Here is a 17,617-nt window from a genome sequence, read left to right on the forward strand (position 1 = left end):
CGGGACGCGGGAGATCGGTTGTGGGCGACAATCATACGGGCGCCGGCGCTGCCCGCCTGATCAGAGAGCCTTATGACCTACCCGCAAGAACAGAACATTCCGGACGACGACGACTTCTACGATCGTCCCAGCAAGACCCAGAAGAAGAAGGACTCCCATGAGCTCCAGTCGCTGGGTGAGGATTTGCTGACCCTGCCGGCCGACCGCGTCGCGCCGCTGGGCCTGCCGGAAATCCTGCTCGACGCCGTCAAGGCCGCCAAGAAGATCACGGCCCATGAAGCCCGGCGCCGCCAGATGCAGTACATCGGCAAGCTGATGCGCAAGGTCGACCCCGAACCGATCAAGGAGGCCGTGGCCGCCTTCAAGCTGGGCCATGCCAAGGACAGCCTGGCCCTGCACCAGAGCGAGCGCTGGCGCGAGCGCCTGCTGGCCAGCGACGACGAGCTGCAAGCCTTCGTCAGCGCGCATCCCGAGGTCGATGTGCAGCAGCTGCGCAGCCTGGTGCGCGCGGCCCGCAAGGATGCCGCTGCGGCGCCAGAACAGCGCAGCGGCCGCGCCTTCCGCGAGCTGTTCCAGCTGATCAAGACCGAGCAGCTGCGCGTGGAGCCGACCGATGAGTGAGCAGACGGTCCGCGTCGGCATCGTCTCGATCAGCGACCGCGCCTCCAGCGGCGTCTACGAAGACAAGGGCCTGCCGGCGCTGCAGGACTGGCTCACGGCCGCGCTGCTGAACCCCATCGAGTTCGAACCGCGTCTGATCCCTGACGAGCGGCCGCTGATCGCCGCGACGCTGCGCGAGCTGGTCGACGAAGCGAAGTGCGATCTGGTGCTGACCACCGGCGGCACCGGCCCGGCCCTGCGCGACGTGACCCCGGAGGCCACGCTGGACGTGGCGGACCGCGAGATGCCGGGCTTTGGCGAGCAGATGCGGCAGATCTCGCTGCATTTCGTGCCCACCGCCATCCTGTCGCGCCAGGTCGCGGTGATACGCGGCCAGAGCCTGATCATCAATCTGCCGGGCCAGCCCAAGGCCATCGCCGAGACCCTGGCCGGTCATGCCGGCGCGAGCGGCATCTTTGCCGCCGTGCCCTACTGCATCGACCTGATCGGCGGCCCCTATCTCGAAACCCGTGACGAGGTCTGCAAGGCCTTCCGTCCGAAATCCGCGCTGAAGAAGCCGACAAACCCATGAAGATCCAGAAAGACACCATCGCCACCCTGAAGCTGAAGGTGGCCGATGCCAAGGGCAAGCTGATCGAGGAATCGAAGGAGCCGATGGCCTGCCTGATCGGCGGCTATGGCAACACCTTGCCGGCCGTCGAAGACGCCTTGATGGGTCAGGAAGCCGGCTTCCAGACCACGCTGAACCTGACACCCGAGACCGCCTTCGGCGAGCGCGATGAGAGCCTGCTGCGCAGCATTGCCAAGAAGGACTTCCCGCCGGGCGTCAAGGTCGGCGGCCAGCTGGAGCTGCGCGAGGCCGAGGGTGAGTTTCAACTCTTCAACGTCGTCAAGATCAAGGGCGATACCGTGATCCTGGACGGCAACCACCCGCTGGCCGGCATGAGCCTGAAGGTCACCGTCAAGGTGGTCTCGGTGCGCGCCGCCAGCGCCGAGGAAGTGGCCCATGGTCACGCTCACGGCGACCATGGACACCATCATTGAACGCTACTTGCCGATCAGCTGATTGAGCTTGGCGGCCTCGAAACACTCGGTACGGGCCGCATCCGAGGGCACGCAGTCCTTGTCGGAGCTGCGCGCCTTGGACAGGGTCTCGATGGCCTGCCACAGCAGCGCGATCTGGTGGTCCTGGCCCGAGGCGTTGTCGATCAGGCCGCGCAGGGCCTGGGACAAGGGGTCGTCACTCTGCGTCACGCCATAGGCCGAGAAGCCCATGCGGGCCGCCTGGGCCTCGCGCTGCGCGTCACTTGCATCTTGCACCTTGGCCTCGATGATGCGCGCCGGATTGCCCACCGCGGTCGCGCCCGGCGGCACCGGCTTGGTCACCACGGCCAGCGAGCCGATGCGCGCACCGGCCCCGACGGTGAAGCCGCCCAGCACACAGGCATTGGCGCCGACGATGACGCCGGCTTCCAGGGTCGGGTGGCGTTTGGCGCCTTTGATCAGCGCCGTGCCGCCCAGGGTCACGCCCTGGTAGATCGTGCAGCCCTCGCCAATCTCGGCCATCTCGCCGATCACGACGCCCATGCCGTGGTCGATGAAGACCTTGCGGCCTATGGTCGCGCCGGGATGGATCTCGATGCCGGTCAGGAAGCGGCCGCAGTGCGAGATGAAGCGCCCCAGCCATTTCAGGCCATGGGTCCAGCACCAGTGGGCGCGCCGGTGCAGCACCAGCGCATGCAGACCCGGATAACAAGTCAGCGCCTCCCAGGCCGAACGGGCGGCGGGGTCTCGCTCAAGAATGCAGGCGATGTCTTCGCGAAGGCGCTGGAACATGGGAAATCGGGGAGAAGTGGCCGGCCAGTTTAGTTGCGACTGCACATCCCTGCGGGATATGCGTCTTCTCTGAAGCGCAAGTGCTTGAGCGGCCGCGCTCAATCCTCGCTGGCGCGGGGCTTGACCATCTGGCGCGCAATGCCGCGCAGGATATGGACCTCCTCGCGGGTCAGCTGGGCGCGGTTGAAGAGCTGATTGAGCCGGGGCATCAGCTTGCGCGGCGCGGCCGGGTCCAGAAAGCCGATCGCCTCCAGCGAGGCCTGCAGATGGCTCAGCAGGCCCTGCACCGCCTGGGCATCGGCCAGCTCGGGGTCGGGCGTGCGTGCCTGCACCGCGAAGCCGCCCAGCGCCTGGCGCAGGTCGTAGGCCAGCAGCTGCACGGCCTGGGCCAGATTCAGCGAGCCATAGTCGGGATGGGTCGGGATCGACAGCACCGCGTGGCAGCGGTAGACATCCTCGTTGCTCATGCCGTAGCGCTCGGAACCGAACACCAGGCCGATCTTGTGCTGGGCCTGGGCCAGCTCGGCGAACAGGGCTCGCGGCTCACGCGTCGGCGGGCCGAAGTCGCGCGGCGTCATCGCGGTGGCACAGGCGAAGGTGACGCCGTCCAGCGCCTCCTCCAGGCTCGCGACGATGCGGGCCCTGGCCAGGATATCGGCCGCGCCGCTGGCCATCGCCACCGTGTCTTCCTGGCACAAGACATCGGCAAAACGCGGCCGCACCAGCACCAGCTCGGCGAAACCCATCACCTTCATCGCCCGCGCGGCGGCCCCCACATTGCCGGGGTGGCTGGTCTCAATCAGGATGAAGCGTGTGGAATCCACGGTGGCCCTTGCCGGTCTCGGCTAAAATGCGCGATTATCTGCGGCCAGGGCCTCGTCCCTTGTTTCGCAACGCTCTTTCCTTTCGCCAGTCCACCCCATTCGTTTGCAGGTTCACCACGCATGACGCAAGTTGCTCTCCATCCCATGCTCAATGTCGCCATCAAGGCGGCCCGCGCAGCAGGTTCCATCATCAACCGCGCGTCCCTGGACCTCGATATCCTGAAGATCAACACCAAGTCGCCCAATGACTTCGTGACCGAGGTGGACCAGGCGGCCGAGAACGCCATCATCGAGATCCTGCTGCAGGCCTATCCCGACCACGGCATCCTGGCCGAGGAATCGGGCCGCGAGCATGGCGCCAAGCATTCCGAGTTCGTCTGGATCATCGATCCGCTGGACGGCACGACCAATTTCATCCACGGCCTGCCGATGTACTGCGTGTCGATTGCGCTGGCGCATCGCGGCGTGGTGCAGCAGGCCGTCGTCTATGACCCCACCCGCAACGACCTGTTCTACGCGACCAAGGGCCGCGGCGCCTTCCTGAACGACCGCCGCCTGCGCGTCTCCAAGCGCACCCGCATGAGCGACGCGCTGATCGGCACCGGCTTCCCCTTCCGCCGCGGCGACAACTTCAAGCGCTATCTGAAGATGTTCGAGGAGATCATGCCCTTGTGCGCCGGCCTGCGCCGCCCGGGCGCGGCCGCGCTGGACCTCTGCTATGTGGCCGCCGGCTACTACGACGCCTTCTTCGAGACCGGCCTGAACCCCTGGGACGTGGCCGCCGGCTCACTGATCATCACCGAGGCAGGTGGTCTGATCGGCAACTTCACCGGCGAGTCCGACTTCATGAACCAGCGCGAAGTGCTGGCCGGCAGCCCCAAGATCTACGGCCAGCTGGTGCCCATCCTGGCGCCCTACAGCCGCGTGATCAAGGCCGAAGAAGAGGCCGCCGAGGCCAAGCCCAGCGCTGCCGATGTCGTGGCCGCCGAGGTGCTTGCCGAGCCGAAGAAGCGCGCCTCGGTGCGTATCAAGAAGGGCAGCGACGCCGCCTGAGCGGGCGACGCCCTGCCCCGAAAGACAGACCCCGAAAGACAGAGCCCTCGCAAGAGGGCTCTGTCCTTTCAGGCCTCCGTCTGGAAGCCGAAGGCCCGCTCGTGCACATAGACCAGCTTGCAGTCCTGCAGATACTGGGCATCGTGGATGCGTCCGGCCGCCACATAGCCGGTTTCGCCGGCATTCAGCAGCAGCGGCGCGCCGTCGGGCAGCAGCGCCCCGCCCTCGCGCCTGAAGAACTGGATGCGCATCCGGCCCTCCACCACCACGGTCATGTCGTTACCGGGATGGCTGTGCGGCGGCTCGCTGCTGCCGGCCTCCCAGCGCTCCAGCATCACCTCGACCCCGTCGGGGTTGGCCGGCACGCAGGTCCGCACGGTGAAGCCCGGCGGCGCATCGGGCACCGCCACATGATGGTCCCAGATCGTGTTTGTCATGGGCTTGCTCGCTTGTGACTGCATGAAATGTCTCCTCAGAAGCTCATGGTCGCCGACAGCTGGGCGTTGCGGCCCAGGATCGGACGAGCATAGTAGTAGTCGCTGCCGGCCGGCGCCTGCACAAAGCCCGAGCGCGGATTGCCCTCGGTCAGGCCTATGGTGTTGGTCAGATTGCGTACCGCCGCGTTCAAGGTGATGCGGGGCGTCAGCTCGTAGCGCAGGCTCAGGTTGATGGTCTTGTAGGCCGGCAGGCGCACCGAGTTGGACACATCGGCGAAACGGTCACCGACGTAGTGCCAGGCCACGGTGAATTCGCCCTTGCCATCGTTGAAGAACAGGGTCGGCGCGAGCGTGAAGTTGCGGTCGGGCGTGCGCTCCGGGCGGTTGCCCGACCAGCTGGTGGCCTCCTTCAGCAAGGCCTCCAGATCGGTGCCGCTGCCGCGCAGCACCCGCAGGTTGTTGACGCTGAAGCGCGAGCGCTGCAGCACGCCGGTGGCCGCGAACTCGAACCAGCGCAGCGGCCGCCAGCTCACTTCGAACTCCAGGCCTTGCGACTTCACGCCCTGCAGCATCTCGACCTGGGCGTTGTCCACCTCGGCGCTGTTCGGGTCGCCCTTGAAGTTGGCCTTGTAGAAGGTCAGCGTGGCAGCGACGTTCCTGGCCTGCATGCGTGCCCCCAGCTCGCCGAACTCGATCTTGGTCACCGGTAGATCGCCGGTGCTCTGGTAGCTCTTGGCGAATCGTCCGTAGAGGGCGATATTGTTGTTCAGCAGATAGTTGCCGCCAACAGTCCAGGAGGGTTCGGTCCAGCGGTTGCGTACCGTCTCGTACTGACCGTTGTTCGGATAGGCCCAGTAGTTGTTGGCGATGATGTTGTCCACATCGCAGGCCGCATCGCCCAGCGCGTCGCGATCACAGCCCGGCTTGAAGGCGCCGGGGATGGGTTCGTACTCGCCATAGCCACCGCGTTCCTGCCGATAGCGGAATCGCTCGATGCGCAGGCCGGCGTCCAGGCGCAGGGTGTCGCTGAGCTTGTACTCGTCGTTCAGGTAGACGGACATCGATCTGTTGCGGTTGCGGTCGTTGCTGTCGCCCCAGGTGGAGTGCTCGCGCACACCGTTCTCGGTGTAGGAACCCACCACCTTGCCGGACGGGTCGAGCGCCACCAGATCGACCCGCCTGGCGTGGTTGCGCACATCGCTGACAAAGCGCGCCGACACCGGGCTGCCGCCCTCGCTGCGCGTATTGAAGGTCAAGAGGCCCAGGCCCAGGCTGTTGCGCTCGGTGTTCCAGCTCAGGCGCATATCGTTGACGAACTCCCGGATGATCTGCTTGTCGGCCTGCAGCACGTTGTCGGACAGCAGGCCGTTGCCGTTCAGCGCATTGAGCTGCTCGGGCGTGGACAGCACCTCCCCGGTCGAGACGATGCGCACCGCCGGCTTGCAAGCACCGCCGCAGGCCGGCCCGAAACGGTCCAGCATCTCCTTGATGTAGCCGAACTTGGCCGGGTCCAGCCGGTCAACGGCCGGGCGCAAGCTGCTATTGCTGGACGAGAACACCACGCTGGCGGTCACGTCGGAATCGGTATAGCGGCCCTTGGATGAGAACTTCCAGGCCGGCGCCAGGGCCTTCTCGAAGTGGTAGCCCAGCGCCAAGGCCTTGTGGTCATAGCCGTCGCGCGAGTCCACGGTCTGCGTGAAGGTTCCGGGCACCAGCGATGTGCGCACCGTCTGCACGCCCGAGTCGAGGCCTATCATGGTGCCGTAGTTGGCGTTCATGCCGGGCAGGCTGCGTGGCTTGTCCTTGCCGATCACGGGAATGGGCAGGTAGAACATCGTGTGGTCACGCATGACTTTGAGGTTCACGCTCCACTCGCCGTCAGTGATCTTGCGGCCGAGATGCGCACGCAGCGTGCCACCCTTGTTGCCGGTGAACTCGGGGTGGCGCACGCCGTCGTCGACGCGGTAGTAGCCCGACACGCCGCCGAACCAGCCCTCGCCCAGGCCACCGGCATAGCGCAGGTCCACCCGGCGCTGCTGGTAGTCGGAGGTGGTCAGGCGTAGCGCGCCCTCGGGCTTGCCTTTGTTGCGGAAGGTCAGGAAGTTGATCGTGGCGCCGGCGCCGTTGGCGGTCAGAATGGCCGAGGTGCCACCGCGCACCGCCTCCATGCGGTCGATGCCGAGTTCCGACTTGACCAGGCCATCGGCCGACCAGCTCGGGTAGTAGAAGATCGGCAGGCCATCCTCCTGCACCTGCACCCAGCGCTGGTTGCCGCCGGACATGCCGCGCACCGAGTAGTTGTTGGACATCTCGCCGGCCGAGGCCTCGATATACATGCCCGGCACCAGCTCCATGGCCTCGGCCGCCGAGTACGGCGCCTTGCGGTCCAAGGCCTCGCGGTCGGCCACCGTCACCGCCACCGAGCTCTCGCGCACCGTGCGGTTCAGCCCGGTGCTGCCGGTCACGACGACGCGGTCCAGCTGATTGGTCGACTCGTCCTTGGCCTTCTCATCCGGCTTGGCCTCGACCTGCTGGGCCAGCGCCGGCAGGGCCGCCAGTTGCAGCACGGCGGCGGCCAGCCAGCTCGCGCGCAGCTTGAAACGATTCGATTCCTGGCCGCAAAGCGGGGGCTGCGGCTGATGTCCAACTCTCTTCTTCATGCTTTGTCTCCGTGGGTCGGTTGTTGCTTGAATGAACTGCATCGATGAAAAACAACGGGCAAAGAAACATCCCTGCAGGGCCGCGGACGGCCTCGCATCGGTACTTCGGGAAGTAACACGGTCGCGCCCAGCCCCGGGCGCACCGCGTGGTGCTCAGTGCGGCGGGCTCATAGCGCTCGACTCGCTCCGAGCAGGGCCGGCGGCTCCTGGCTCGCGATCACATAGGAGGGCACCTCGTGCATATAGCCGGCCAGGCGCCCCTTGGCCTCGAAACGCTGGCGGAAGTCCGAGCCGATGAAGCGCTCGGCCCCCAGGCGCGGCACGATGCCGCCGCCGATGTAGAGGCCGCCACGGGCCCCCAGCGACAGCACCAGATCGCCGGCCACATCGCCCAGAAAGGCGCAGAACAGGGCCAGCGCCTCGGCGCTTGGCGGCTCGCCGGCCAGGGCCTGCTGCACGACCTCGGCCGGGCTGGGCTCGGCCGGCAAGGGCTGGCCATCGAGCTCGGCGATGGCCCGGCGCAGATTGGCAAGACCTGGCCCCGACAGCACCCGCTCGGCCGAGACGCGCCCGAAGCGCCGGCGCAGCCGCTCCAGCAGCGCCGCCTCGCGCTCGTTCTGCGGCGCCAGGCCGACATGGCCCCCCTCGGTCTGCAAGGCCGTCCACTGCCCGTCGCCTTGGGGGATCAGGCCCGAGACGCCCAGGCCGGTGCCCGGCCCTATCACCGCCAGCGGCCCCGGCGCGCCGCGGCTCGGCCCGCCCACATGCCAGAAGTCCGGCTCGGGCAGCGCCGGGATCGCCAGCGCCAGCGCGGTGAAGTCGTTCAGCACCACCAGGCGCTGCAAGTCCAGCTGCCGGGCCAGAGCCTGGGCCGAGAAGGCCCAGTCGCGGTTGGTCAGGCGCACCCGGTCGTCCAGCACCGCGCTGGCCACGCCCAGCGCCGCCTGGGTCGGCCGCGCCGCGCCGGCCGCGGCCAGGCCTTGCAGATAGCGACCCAGGCAGTCGCCCAGATCGCGGTGCGCATCGCAGGCCAGGGTCTGCACATGCTCGATGGCCGCGCCGGCGCCGTCCTGCCAGCCCAGGCGCACATGGGTGCCGCCCACATCGGCCAGCAGCCGAACCGCGCGGGGGTTGCGGATGCCGATCTCTATCATTGGAACGCTCCTTCGGTGTCCAGTGCGGTCCAGGCGCTGCCGGCGCGATCGCTGGCCAGCATGGCCTCGATGAAAGCCAGGCCGGCGACGCCGTCCTCGGCCGTCGTCAGCCAGCGGCTGCCGATGTCCGGTGCCCGGCCTTCGCGGCGCGCGCGTATCTGTTCGGCCGCATCGCGGTAGAGCTGGGCAAAAGCCTCCAGATAGCCCTCGGGATGGCCGGCCGGCAGCCGGGTGGCGGCCCGAGCCTCGGCGCTGCTCGCGCGCCCACGGCTCAGGCGCTGGCTCGCGTCGCCCAGTGGGGTGAGCAGCAGCTCGTCGGGCCGCTCCTGCGCGAACTCCAGGCCGGCGCGGCTGCCCCAGATGCGCAGGCGCAGCGCGTTCTCGCAGCCGGCCGCCACCTGGCTGGCCCAGAGCATCCCGCGCACACCGCCGGGAAAGCGCAGCATGGCCTGGGCATGGTCGTCCAGCGGTCGGCCCGGCACCAGGCGGCTCAGCTCGGCACAGACCGCCTCGGCGCGCAGGCCGCTGACGAAGCAGGCCAGGTGGTAGGCATGGCTGCCGATATCGGCCAGCGCGCCGGCCGGCCCGGCCAGCGCCGGGTCGCAGCGCCAGGCGGCCTGCTTGTGGCCCTGCTGTTCGATCGCTTCGGTCAGCCAGTCCTGCGCATACTCGACCTGGATCAGGCGCAGTGTGCCGAGCTCACCGGCCGCCACCAGGGCCCGGGCCTCGCGCACCATCGCATACCCGCTATAGGTCTGGGTCAGGCACAGCAGGCGCTCGCGCCGCCGCGCCAGCGCGGCCAGCGCGCGGGCTTCGGCCAGCGAGATGGCCAGCGGCTTGTCGCAGATCACATCGATGCCCGCCTCCAGGAAAGCCGTGGCCACCGGCGCATGCAGATGATTCGGCGTGACGATGGCCACCGCGTCGATGCCGTCGGGCCGCTCGGCCTCGGCCGCAGCCATCTGCTGCCAGCTGGCATAGCTGCGCGCCGGATCGAGGCCGATCTCGCGGGCGCTGGCGGCGGCGCGCTCGGGCTGACTGGACAGGGCGCCGGCCACCAGCTGCCACTGCCCATCGAGGCGCGCCGCAATGCGGTGCACGCCGCCGATGAAAGCGCCCTGGCCGCCGCCGACCATGCCCAGCTTTAATGGCTTGTTCATGCCTCGTTCCCCAGGCTTAGGCCTAACATTCGGCGCAGCTCGGCACGCGGCGTCTGCGCATCGGCGAAATCGTCGAAGGCCCGGTCGGCCACGCGGATGAGGTGGCGGCGGATGAAGTCGGCCCCCTCGCGTGCACCGTCTTCCGGGTGTTTCAGGCAGCACTCCCACTCCAGCACCGCCCAGCCCGGATAGTCGTGCCGGGCCAGCTTGGAGAAGATCGCGCCGAAATCGATCTGGCCGTCGCCCAGCGAGCGGAAGCGCCCGGCCCGTTCCAGCCAGGGCGCATAGCCGCCGTAGACGCCTTGCCGACCGTTCGGACGGAACTCGGCATCCTTGACATGGAAGGCGCGGATGCGGGCGTGGTAGATGTCGATGAAAGCCAGGTAGTCGAGCTGCTGCAGCAGCAGATGGCTGGGGTCGTAGAGGATGTGGGCGCGCGGGTGCTGGCCGACGGCATCGAGAAAGCGCTCGAACGTCAGACCGTCGAACAGGTCTTCGCCGGGATGCAGCTCGTAGCAGACATCGACGCCGGCCTCGTCAAAGGCATCGAGCACCGGCCGCCAGCGCCGCGCCAGCTCGGCAAACGCCTCCTCGATCAGGCCGGCCGGCCGCTGTGGCCAGGGATAGAGATAGGGCCAGGCCAGCGCACCGGAGAAGGTGGCATGGGCTTGCAGGCCCAGCCGCGCCGAGGCGCGCGCCGCGAGCCTGAGCTGCTGCTGCGCCCAGGCGCTGCGCTGGGCCGCATCGCCGCGCACCGCCGGCGCGGCAAAGCCGTCGAACTGGCGCTCATAGGCCGGATGCACGGCGATCAGCTGGCCCTGCAAATGGGTGGACAGCTCGCTGATCTGCAAGCCCTGCTCGGCCACCCGGCCGCGCAGCTCGTCGCAATAGGTCTGACTCTCGGCCGCCAGCGCCAGGTCGAAGAGGCGCGCGTCCCAGCTGGGGATCTGCAGCGCCGCGAAACCGAGGCCGGCCGCCCAGCGGGCCAGATGGTCCAGGCTGTCAAACGGCGGCGCATCGCCGGCGAACTGGGCCAGGAACAGGCCCGGGCCTTGCAGCGTTTTCATGCCTGGCCCTCCTGCAGGGCGTCGCTCTGGCGCTCGATCAGCTCGGCCTGTTCCAGCAGCCGCAGCTGCTCCAGCGGCTCGCCGTCCAGGCGGCGCAGCAGCAGCTGGCCCAGCTGGCGGCCGGCGCCATGCAGCGAGGCGTAATAGGTCGACAGCGGCGGCACGAAGAAGGCGCTGACATTGCTGTCGTCGGTGGCCAGGACCACGGCCTCGCGGCCGGCCTGCCAGCCCAGCTCGGCAAAGGCCGACAGGGCGCCCAGCGCGCCGTATTCATTGGCGCAGACAAAGGCGGTCGGCCGGGGCTCGAGCCGGGCCAGCTCCAGCACCAGGCGGCGGCCGTCGCTGGCCGACAGGCCCGAGTGCCGGGTCAGCGCCGGGTCTTGCGCCAGCCCGGCCTCCTGCAAGGCGCGGCGGTGGCCGCGGTCGCGGTGCTGGCTGTACATCAGCTCGGCCGGCGGGTTCAGCATCGCGATGCGGCGATGGCCGCGCGCGATCAGGCGCTGGGTCGCGCGGTAGGCCATGTCCTCGTGGTCGGTGTCGTACCAGGGATGGGCCTGCGCCAGCTCGCTGCGGCCATAGCTGACAAAGGGAAAGTCCTGCGCCAGCAGATAGCGGATGCGCTCGTCCTGCGGCCGGGTCTGGGTCAGCACCAGGCCGTCGACCCGGCGCGCCTCCACCAGCTTGCGCAGACCGGCCACCGGGTCCTCGTCGGGCAGCTCGGGCTGCACCACCAGGCTGTAGAAAGTGCCGGCCAGCGCGGCATGCAGACCCGAGACCAGGGCCATGAAACCGCTGTCGCTGAAGTCCTGTTCGGCGTTCTCGACCGGCAGCACGATGGACAGCGTGTAGGTCTTGCCGGTGCGCAGCTTGACGCCGGCAAGATTGGGCGTGTAGCCCAGCTCGCGCGCAGCGGCCTTGACCAGCTCGCGGGTCTCGCGCCGGACCTCGGGACCGTCCTGCAGCGCCCGCGAGACCGTGCCCAGCGACAGGCCGGTGTGGCGCATCAGGGTTTTCAATGTGACTTTGCTATCGCTCATGAGGATTCGCCATTCAGCAAGCGCTGGCCCAGCAGCAGGGCCACGCTGGAGGTCCAGGTGAACGCGGGGTCGCGCAGCGGCGCGCCGCTTTGCGCATCGAAGTTCTCGGCCAGGCCCTTGCTCGCGCACAGCGCGGTGAAGCGCCGCGCCAGCTCGTCGCCCAGGTCGGGCCGGCCGCAGCGGTCCATCGCATCGACGAAGAGCAGCGTCGTCGGCGCCCAGATCGGGCCGCGCCAGTAACCATCGGCGCGGTAATGCGGGCTGCGCTGCGATTCGGTGGCCAGGCCGTGCGGGCTCAGGAAGCGGCCGGGCTCGAAGAGCTCGGCCAGCAGACGCTCGCGCACGGCCGGCGGCAGGCGCAGGCCCAGCAGCAGTGGCATGTAGGCGATCAGGCTGTCGCCTTCATCGACCACGCGGCCATCGGCCAGCCGGGCGACGAAGCGCTCACCGGTCCAGAGCCGGGCCATCAGGCGCTCGAACAAGGCATCGGCCCGGGCGCGCCAGTCCTGCGCCTGGGCCGGCCGGCCCAGCAGCTCGGCCAGCGCGGCCAGCTCCTCCAGCTGCAGCACCAGAAAGCTCGCCAGATCGGGGCTTTGCAGCGGCGTGCCGGCAAGAAACACCGTCGCGTTGTCCCAGCCGGCGTCGTTGCCATGGTCGTAGGCGGGCAAACCATCCTCCGCTGCGGTGTCCAGCCAGCTGCGCACCTGCGCCGCCAGCCAGTCGTGCATCTGTGCGCAGCGCTGTGGCGACCAGGGAGCGAGGCGACGCAGCCGGGCCACGGTCCAGCCATGGACCGGCGGCTTGGTGAAGCGCCAGTAGGCCTGCAGATCGTTGGCGAAGTCCGGCAGGCGGCCGCTCGGGTGCTGCAGCTCGAACATCAGCGCCAGCTGCTGCCAGGCCAGCTCGGGCTGACCCGCACCCAACGCCAGCGCGTTGAAGCAATGATCCCAGCTCCAGATATTGGTCATCCAGTTCTTGGACATATACATGGCCGGGTAATGCAGCCGGCCTTCGGCGGGCACGATGCAGGACCAGGTGATGTAGGCAGCCAGCCGGCGCAGCGGGGCCAGATCTTGCGGCAGGACCGGGGTCAGGGCCAGCCAGGCTTCGAAATCGGCGGCGGCATCGGCGCGCGCGGCGGCGAAGTCCGCGACATCGATGCGCGCCGGCACAACGCGGTAGAGATGGACGGCGGCCGCCAGCGCGCCGGCCTCGTCCGGCAGCAGGTCCAGCGCGATGTGTTCGGCGCGCTGGCCCTGCCAGGGCGCGTCCAGCCGCAACCGCCCTTCGGCCAGCGCGACCCGGGCCGACAGGTCCTGGCCGGCGCAGCTAATATGCACGGCCTGTTCATCCAGGCGCTGGGCATAGTCGTAGCGCTTGCTCTGCAGGCTCAGATGCAGGCCCAGGCCACGGCCTTGCAGCGCCAGCGTGTCGGCATCGGCAAGGGCCAGATGCAGCGCGCCGGCCTCGGCCTGGAAGCTCAGCGAATCGGCTTGCAGGCGCCACTCCCCCTGGACCACCCTGCCCTCGGCGTCCACCGGCAGCAGCTGGAACAGCCGGCCCAGATCTGTGTGCTCGTCGCCACCGCGCAGCTGGCGCAGCCAGAAGGCCGAGTCCTCCGCGATCCAGGAGACGCAATACCAGCTGCCGCGCCGCGACAGCGGCACGGCGCGTGGATTGAACAGGGTCGAGAGCATCATCCCTTCACGGCGCCGGCGCTGGCGCCCTCCATGATGTGGCGCTGGGCCAGGAAGAACAGCAGCAGCGGCGGCAGGCATAGCAGCACGGTCATCGCGGCGATCGCGGTCAGGTTGTTGGCATGCAGGCCACGGAACTGGGCCAGGCCCAGCGGCAGGGTGTAGAGGCTCTGGTCGTTCAGGAAGATCAGCGGGCCCAGATAGTCGTTCCAGCTGCCGAGGAACTGGAAAGTCCCGACCAGCACCAGGGCCGGCGCCATCAGCGGCAAGTGGATGCGCCAGTAGATCTGCCAGGCGTTGGCCCCGTCCATGCGCGCGGCCTCGTCGAGCTCGCGCGGGATGCTCATGATGAACTGGCGCAAGAGGAAGATGTAGAAGGCCGCGCCGAAGAAATTGGGCACGATCAAGGGCTTGAGCGTGTTGATCCAGCCCAGCCAGTTGAACTGCATATAGAGCGGGATCATCGTGACGTCCCAGGGAATCATCATCGAGCCCAGCACCACCATGAACAGCGTGTCGCGGCCACGGAACTCGAAGCGCGCAAAACCATAGGCCACCAGGCTGGACGAGAACAGCTGGCCCAGCGTCGACAGTGCGCCCACCAGCAGCGAATTCCACAGGAACAGGCCAAAGGGCTGGGCCGCCCAGGCCTCGGCGAAGTTCTGCCAGCGCGGCAGCGCCGGCCAACACACCGGCGGCCAGGTGTAGAGCTCGCTCCTGGCCTTCAGCGCGGTCACCAGGGTCCAGTACAGCGGCAGCACGAACAGCAGGGCCAGGCCCAGCATCAGCGTGTAGTAGGCCAGGCGGCGGGCATGGCGGGCAGAGTTGAACGGGGTCATGGCTTGCCCTCCCCCGACTCGCGCTTGACCTCGTTTTCGTAGAACACCCACAGGCTGGAGAAGCGCATCACGCTCAGGGCCAGCAGCAGGATGATCAGGAACAGCAGCCAGGACAGCGCCGCGGCATAGCCCATGTCGAAGTACTTGAAGGCGGTGTCGTAGATGTACATGGCCAGCATATAGGTGGACTTCAGCGGCCCGCCCTCGGTCAGCAACAGGGCCAGGGTCAGCTGCTGGAAGGCGGCGATCAGGGTCGTGACCAGGTTGAACAGCAGCACCGGCGACAGCAGCGGCAAGGTGATGTGCGTGAACTGCTTGAGCCGCGACACACCCGACAGCGCGGCCGCTTCATACAGATCGACCGGTATCGCCTTCAGCCCGGCCAGGAACACCAGCATCGTGCCGCCCAGGCTCCACAGGCTGGCGATCACCACCGACCAGATGGCCCAGCGCGGGCTGCCCAGCCAGTTCAGCGGCGCGATGCCGATCAGGCCCAGCAGATAGTTCAAGAGCCCGTACTCCTGGCTGTAGATCCAGGTCCAGATCGTCACCAGGGCCACGCCCGACAGCATGCTGGGCAGATAGAACAGCGTGCGGAACAGGCCCTGGCCCCAGCCGCGCCGGTTCAGCAGCAGGGCCAGGCCCAGCGCGGCGACCAGATGGATGGGCACATAGAGGCCGGCAAAGCGGCAGGTGACCCAGAGCGCATCGCGGAAGTCATCGTCCACCGTCAGAATGCGGCGGTAGTTCTCCAGCCCGACGAAGCGCTCGCCGCCCATCAGCGGCCAGTCGAACAGGCTGGTGTAGAGCGAGTACAGCAAGGGGCCCAGCGTGAAGGCCACAAAGCCCAGCAGCCAGGGGGCGACGAAAAGCCAGGGCGTCAGGCCGCGCGGCCAGCGCCGGCGGCTCGGCGGGGCCAGGTCTTGCGCGGGGGCCGCGGCGCCGGACAGCATCACGCGGGCGCTCATTGCAGTTTCCTCTCGGCTTTCAGTGCGGCCTTGCTGAGGATGGGCCTGATCTCGCCCTGCTTCAGGAACACCGCCTGGATCGCATCGCGCACCACGGCCGAGGCCCGGGTCCAGCGCGGGTTCAGCAGAAAGGCCGGCACCTCCTGCATGCTCAACGCCATCGCGTAGAAGGGCTGGACCAGCGGATCCTCCTGCAGCCGCAGCTCGCGTGCCACGCTCATCAGCACCGGCAGATCGCCCTGGCGCAGGCGCACCGCCTCGGCGCTGCTGTAGAACCTGATGAACTGCCAGGCCAGGGCCTTCTGTGTCGAGTCGCGGGCGATGGCCAGCGAGGAGACGCTGACGACGCTTTGCGCCGGCCGGCCCTGGAAGCTGGGCAGCGGCGCCACGCCGTAGCGCTTGCCGTCCTGGGCCAGTTCGAGCCGGAAGGCCGCGCCGTCCATCAGCATCGCGACACGGTCGGCAACGAAGAGCTGGCGCTGGTTCTTGCCGTCGCCCACGCCCAGGGTCGCCGCCAGCCCCTGGTCCAGCAGACCCAGCAGCATCGTGAACATCGCCTGCGAGCCGGCGCTGTCGAACTCGCCCTGCACCCGCCGCCCATCGGCGCCCAGCATGCGGGCGCCGGCGCTCCACAGATAGCCCTGGAAGTCATAGGGATCGGGAGCCACATCCAGGCCATAGCCATAGACCTTGGCGGCCGGGCGGCTGAGCTTGCGCGACAGCGCGGCCAGGTCGTCCCAGCTCCAGCCCGGCTGCGGATAGGCCAGGCCGGCGCGGTCGAACATGTCCTTGTTGTAGTAGATGACCTGGCTGGTGAAGCCGGCCGGCACACCGTAGAGCCGGCCCTCGGCGCTGGCAAAGCGCAAGAGGCCCGGCACCAGATCGGCGCTGGCGAAGGCCGGCTCGCGGGCCTGCCAGGCGTCCAGCGGCTCCAGCACGCGGTGATAGAGCGGGAAGTTCCACATCATCATCACATCGGGCGGGTTGCGCGCACCGAAGGCGGCCGACAGCTTCTGGTTGAAGCCCCCGCCATAGGCCTCCAGCTGCACCCGCACGCCGGGATGGCGCTGCTCGAAGGCGGCGGCGATGCGGCGCTGGATGCCCAGGTTCTCGCTACCGTCCCAGGTCGCGAAGCGCAACACCTGCGCGGCGGCCGACAGCGGAAGCAGCGCGAGCACAAGGAGGATCAGGCGCTTGTTCATGCCAGCGCCAGTGCGTCTTGCACCGCCTCGCTCAGGACTCGCGGCAGCGCGCGGCCATCGGTACCGAAGGCATGGACATGCTCGGCCGCCACTGTCAGCCCCAGCTGATCGCCGATCTGCACTGCGCGCGCACCGTCCACGCTGGCGGTCAAGGCATGGCCGTCAGCCAGGCGCAGATGGACCAGGCTTTGCGCGCCCAGGCGCTCGACCATCTGCACCTGGGCGCGCAGGCCGCCCCCGCTCCCGGCATCGCCCAGACGCAGATGCTCGGGCCGTATGCCCAGAATCTTGGCCCCGGGCCTGGCGGCAATCGCCCCCAGCACCTCGGCCGGCAGCAGATTCATCCGTGGCGAACCGATGAAGCCGGCCACAAACAGGTCGGCCGGCGCGTGATACAGCTCCAGCGGCTTGCCGACCTGGGCGATGCGGCCCTGGTTCAGCACCACGACCTTGCTGGCCAGGGTCATGGCCTCGATCTGGTCGTGGGTCACATAGATCATCGTCGCCTGCAGGCTCTGGTGCAGCCGGGCCAGCTCCATGCGGGTGTTCTCGCGCAGCGCCGCGTCCAGATTGGACAGCGGCTCATCGAACAGAAAGATGCGCGGCTGGCGCACGATGGCCCGGCCGATGGCCACACGCTGGCGCTGGCCGCCGCTGAGCTGGCGCGGCTTGCGCTCCAGCAGATCCTCCAGTTGCAGCATGCGCGCCGCTTCCTGGATGCGGGCCTCGATCTCGCCCTTGGGCCGGCCCCGCAGGCTCAGGCCGAAGGCCAGGTTCTTGCGCACCGACATATGGGGATAGAGCGCATAGCTCTGGAACACCATGGCCAGATCGCGCTCGGCCGGCGGCAGCTCGTTGATGCGCCGGCCGGCGATGCGCAGCTCGCCGCCCTGCACCTCCTCCAGCCCGGCGATGCAGCGCAAGAGCGTGGACTTGCCGCAGCCCGAGGGGCCCAGGAAACAGACGAACTCGCGATCGGCGATCTCGAGATTGATGTCCTTCAGCACCTCGACAGGCCCGAAGGTCTTGCGCAGCTGCTGGATGCTGAGGTCGGCCATATGT

General features: G+C 68.4%; 17 protein-coding genes. 4 read left to right on the forward strand and 13 right to left on the reverse strand.

The features are described 5' to 3' along the window. Positions 1-72 precede the first annotated feature (72 nt). Genes yjgA through O5M90_RS03750 form a run of 3 tightly spaced genes read left to right on the forward strand, consistent with a single transcriptional unit; the run spans position 73 to position 1,665 of the window. The gene (yjgA, locus tag O5M90_RS03740) at positions 73-621 is read left to right on the forward strand and encodes a ribosome biogenesis factor YjgA (RefSeq protein ID WP_137945045.1); all 549 of its coding nucleotides are present in this window, start codon (positions 73-75) and stop codon (positions 619-621) included. After that, the gene (gene mog, locus O5M90_RS03745) at positions 614-1,192 is read left to right on the forward strand and encodes a molybdopterin adenylyltransferase (protein ID WP_262972777.1); all 579 of its coding nucleotides are present in this window, start codon (positions 614-616) and stop codon (positions 1,190-1,192) included. The genes yjgA and mog overlap by 8 nt, the downstream gene beginning before the upstream one ends. Continuing rightward, positions 1,189-1,665, forward strand: a complete 477-nt coding sequence (locus O5M90_RS03750) for an FKBP-type peptidyl-prolyl cis-trans isomerase (RefSeq protein WP_137945043.1) — start codon at positions 1,189-1,191, stop codon at positions 1,663-1,665. Before mog ends, O5M90_RS03750 begins: the two co-directional genes overlap by 4 nt. A gap of 3 nt (positions 1,666-1,668) precedes the next feature. Here the strand turns inward: O5M90_RS03750 and cysE are convergent, their stop codons facing one another. Both cysE and O5M90_RS03760 read right to left on the reverse strand, forming a co-directional pair. Then, positions 1,669-2,457 (reverse strand): serine O-acetyltransferase, encoded by a 789-nt coding sequence (gene cysE / locus O5M90_RS03755; protein ID WP_269841400.1) that lies wholly within the window; start codon positions 2,455-2,457, stop codon positions 1,669-1,671. Positions 2,458-2,555: 98 nt separating this feature from the next. Continuing rightward, positions 2,556-3,281 carry an RNA methyltransferase gene (locus tag O5M90_RS03760; RefSeq protein ID WP_269841399.1) on the reverse strand — a complete coding sequence of 242 codons (726 nt, stop codon included), beginning with the start codon at positions 3,279-3,281 and terminating at the stop codon, positions 2,556-2,558. Between the two features lie 120 nt (positions 3,282-3,401). Here O5M90_RS03760 and O5M90_RS03765 point away from each other — a divergent pair, with 120 nt between their 5' ends. Next, the gene (locus O5M90_RS03765) at positions 3,402-4,334 is read left to right on the forward strand and encodes an inositol monophosphatase family protein (RefSeq protein WP_269841398.1); all 933 of its coding nucleotides are present in this window, start codon (positions 3,402-3,404) and stop codon (positions 4,332-4,334) included. Positions 4,335-4,402: 68 nt separating this feature from the next. Here the strand turns inward: O5M90_RS03765 and O5M90_RS03770 are convergent, their stop codons facing one another. The 11 genes from O5M90_RS03770 to O5M90_RS03820 all read right to left on the reverse strand — a co-directional run bounded on the left by O5M90_RS03770 (position 4,403) and on the right by O5M90_RS03820 (position 17,613). After that, positions 4,403-4,771, reverse strand: a complete 369-nt coding sequence (locus O5M90_RS03770; RefSeq protein ID WP_137945040.1) for a cupin domain-containing protein — start codon at positions 4,769-4,771, stop codon at positions 4,403-4,405. A 35-nt stretch (positions 4,772-4,806) separates the two neighbouring features. Next, positions 4,807-7,431: a TonB-dependent siderophore receptor gene (locus O5M90_RS03775; protein ID WP_269841397.1), complete on the reverse strand. Its 2,625-nt coding sequence runs from the start codon at positions 7,429-7,431 to the stop codon at positions 4,807-4,809. A gap of 167 nt (positions 7,432-7,598) precedes the next feature. Continuing rightward, positions 7,599-8,585 carry a glucokinase gene (glk, locus tag O5M90_RS03780; protein ID WP_269841396.1) on the reverse strand — a complete coding sequence of 329 codons (987 nt, stop codon included), beginning with the start codon at positions 8,583-8,585 and terminating at the stop codon, positions 7,599-7,601. After that, the gene (locus O5M90_RS03785; RefSeq protein WP_269841395.1) at positions 8,582-9,745 is read right to left on the reverse strand and encodes a Gfo/Idh/MocA family protein; all 1,164 of its coding nucleotides are present in this window, start codon (positions 9,743-9,745) and stop codon (positions 8,582-8,584) included. The genes glk and O5M90_RS03785 overlap by 4 nt, the downstream gene beginning before the upstream one ends. Further along, a complete protein-coding gene (locus O5M90_RS03790; protein ID WP_269841394.1) occupies positions 9,742-10,812 on the reverse strand; it encodes a sugar phosphate isomerase/epimerase family protein in 1,071 nt (356 codons plus the stop codon). Before O5M90_RS03790 ends, O5M90_RS03785 begins: the two co-directional genes overlap by 4 nt. Then, entirely contained in the window at positions 10,809-11,849 is a 1,041-nt protein-coding gene (locus O5M90_RS03795; protein ID WP_269841393.1) for a LacI family transcriptional regulator, read from the reverse strand. Before O5M90_RS03795 ends, O5M90_RS03790 begins: the two co-directional genes overlap by 4 nt. Then, a complete protein-coding gene (locus O5M90_RS03800; protein WP_269841392.1) occupies positions 11,846-13,549 on the reverse strand; it encodes an amylo-alpha-1,6-glucosidase in 1,704 nt (567 codons plus the stop codon). The genes O5M90_RS03795 and O5M90_RS03800 overlap by 4 nt, the downstream gene beginning before the upstream one ends. Beyond that, entirely contained in the window at positions 13,546-14,385 is an 840-nt protein-coding gene (locus O5M90_RS03805) for a carbohydrate ABC transporter permease (RefSeq protein WP_269841391.1), read from the reverse strand. The genes O5M90_RS03800 and O5M90_RS03805 overlap by 4 nt, the downstream gene beginning before the upstream one ends. Beyond that, the gene (locus O5M90_RS03810; protein ID WP_269841390.1) at positions 14,382-15,353 is read right to left on the reverse strand and encodes a carbohydrate ABC transporter permease; all 972 of its coding nucleotides are present in this window, start codon (positions 15,351-15,353) and stop codon (positions 14,382-14,384) included. The genes O5M90_RS03805 and O5M90_RS03810 overlap by 4 nt, the downstream gene beginning before the upstream one ends. Continuing rightward, on the reverse strand, positions 15,350-16,555 hold the full coding sequence (locus O5M90_RS03815) for an ABC transporter substrate-binding protein (RefSeq protein WP_269841389.1): 1,206 nt from the start codon (positions 16,553-16,555) through the stop codon (positions 15,350-15,352). Before O5M90_RS03815 ends, O5M90_RS03810 begins: the two co-directional genes overlap by 4 nt. After that, positions 16,552-17,613, reverse strand: coding sequence for an ABC transporter ATP-binding protein (locus tag O5M90_RS03820; RefSeq protein WP_269841388.1), 1,062 nt, complete (start codon positions 17,611-17,613; stop codon positions 16,552-16,554). Before O5M90_RS03820 ends, O5M90_RS03815 begins: the two co-directional genes overlap by 4 nt. Between the last annotated feature and the right edge of the window lie 4 nt (positions 17,614-17,617).

It is taken from the genome of Paucibacter sp. M5-1 (genome assembly GCF_027498415.2).
Classification (GTDB): Bacteria; Pseudomonadota; Gammaproteobacteria; order Burkholderiales; family Burkholderiaceae_C; genus Roseateles_E.

What these genes read in the sequence shown, in the direction of transcription:
- O5M90_RS03750 (WP_137945043.1), top strand. Translation starts at nt 1,189, where the DNA reads ATGAAGATCCAGAAAGACACCATCGCCACCCTGAAGCTGAAGGTGGCC.
- glk (WP_269841396.1), bottom strand. Translation starts at nt 8,585, where the DNA reads ATGATAGAGATCGGCATCCGCAACCCCCGCGCGGTTCGGCTGCTGGCC.
- O5M90_RS03805 (WP_269841391.1), bottom strand. Translation starts at nt 14,385, where the DNA reads ATGACCCCGTTCAACTCTGCCCGCCATGCCCGCCGCCTGGCCTACTAC.
- O5M90_RS03790 (WP_269841394.1), bottom strand. Translation starts at nt 10,812, where the DNA reads ATGAAAACGCTGCAAGGCCCGGGCCTGTTCCTGGCCCAGTTCGCCGGC.
- O5M90_RS03770 (WP_137945040.1), bottom strand. Translation starts at nt 4,771, where the DNA reads ATGACAAACACGATCTGGGACCATCATGTGGCGGTGCCCGATGCGCCG.
- O5M90_RS03810 (WP_269841390.1), bottom strand. Translation starts at nt 15,353, where the DNA reads ATGAGCGCCCGCGTGATGCTGTCCGGCGCCGCGGCCCCCGCGCAAGAC.
- O5M90_RS03820 (WP_269841388.1), bottom strand. Translation starts at nt 17,613, where the DNA reads ATGGCCGACCTCAGCATCCAGCAGCTGCGCAAGACCTTCGGGCCTGTC.
- cysE (WP_269841400.1), bottom strand. Translation starts at nt 2,457, where the DNA reads ATGTTCCAGCGCCTTCGCGAAGACATCGCCTGCATTCTTGAGCGAGAC.
- O5M90_RS03765 (WP_269841398.1), top strand. Translation starts at nt 3,402, where the DNA reads ATGACGCAAGTTGCTCTCCATCCCATGCTCAATGTCGCCATCAAGGCG.
- mog (WP_262972777.1), top strand. Translation starts at nt 614, where the DNA reads ATGAGTGAGCAGACGGTCCGCGTCGGCATCGTCTCGATCAGCGACCGC.
- O5M90_RS03795 (WP_269841393.1), bottom strand. Translation starts at nt 11,849, where the DNA reads ATGAGCGATAGCAAAGTCACATTGAAAACCCTGATGCGCCACACCGGC.
- O5M90_RS03785 (WP_269841395.1), bottom strand. Translation starts at nt 9,745, where the DNA reads ATGAACAAGCCATTAAAGCTGGGCATGGTCGGCGGCGGCCAGGGCGCT.
- yjgA (WP_137945045.1), top strand. Translation starts at nt 73, where the DNA reads ATGACCTACCCGCAAGAACAGAACATTCCGGACGACGACGACTTCTAC.
- O5M90_RS03815 (WP_269841389.1), bottom strand. Translation starts at nt 16,555, where the DNA reads ATGAACAAGCGCCTGATCCTCCTTGTGCTCGCGCTGCTTCCGCTGTCG.
- O5M90_RS03800 (WP_269841392.1), bottom strand. Translation starts at nt 13,549, where the DNA reads ATGATGCTCTCGACCCTGTTCAATCCACGCGCCGTGCCGCTGTCGCGG.
- O5M90_RS03775 (WP_269841397.1), bottom strand. Translation starts at nt 7,431, where the DNA reads ATGAAGAAGAGAGTTGGACATCAGCCGCAGCCCCCGCTTTGCGGCCAG.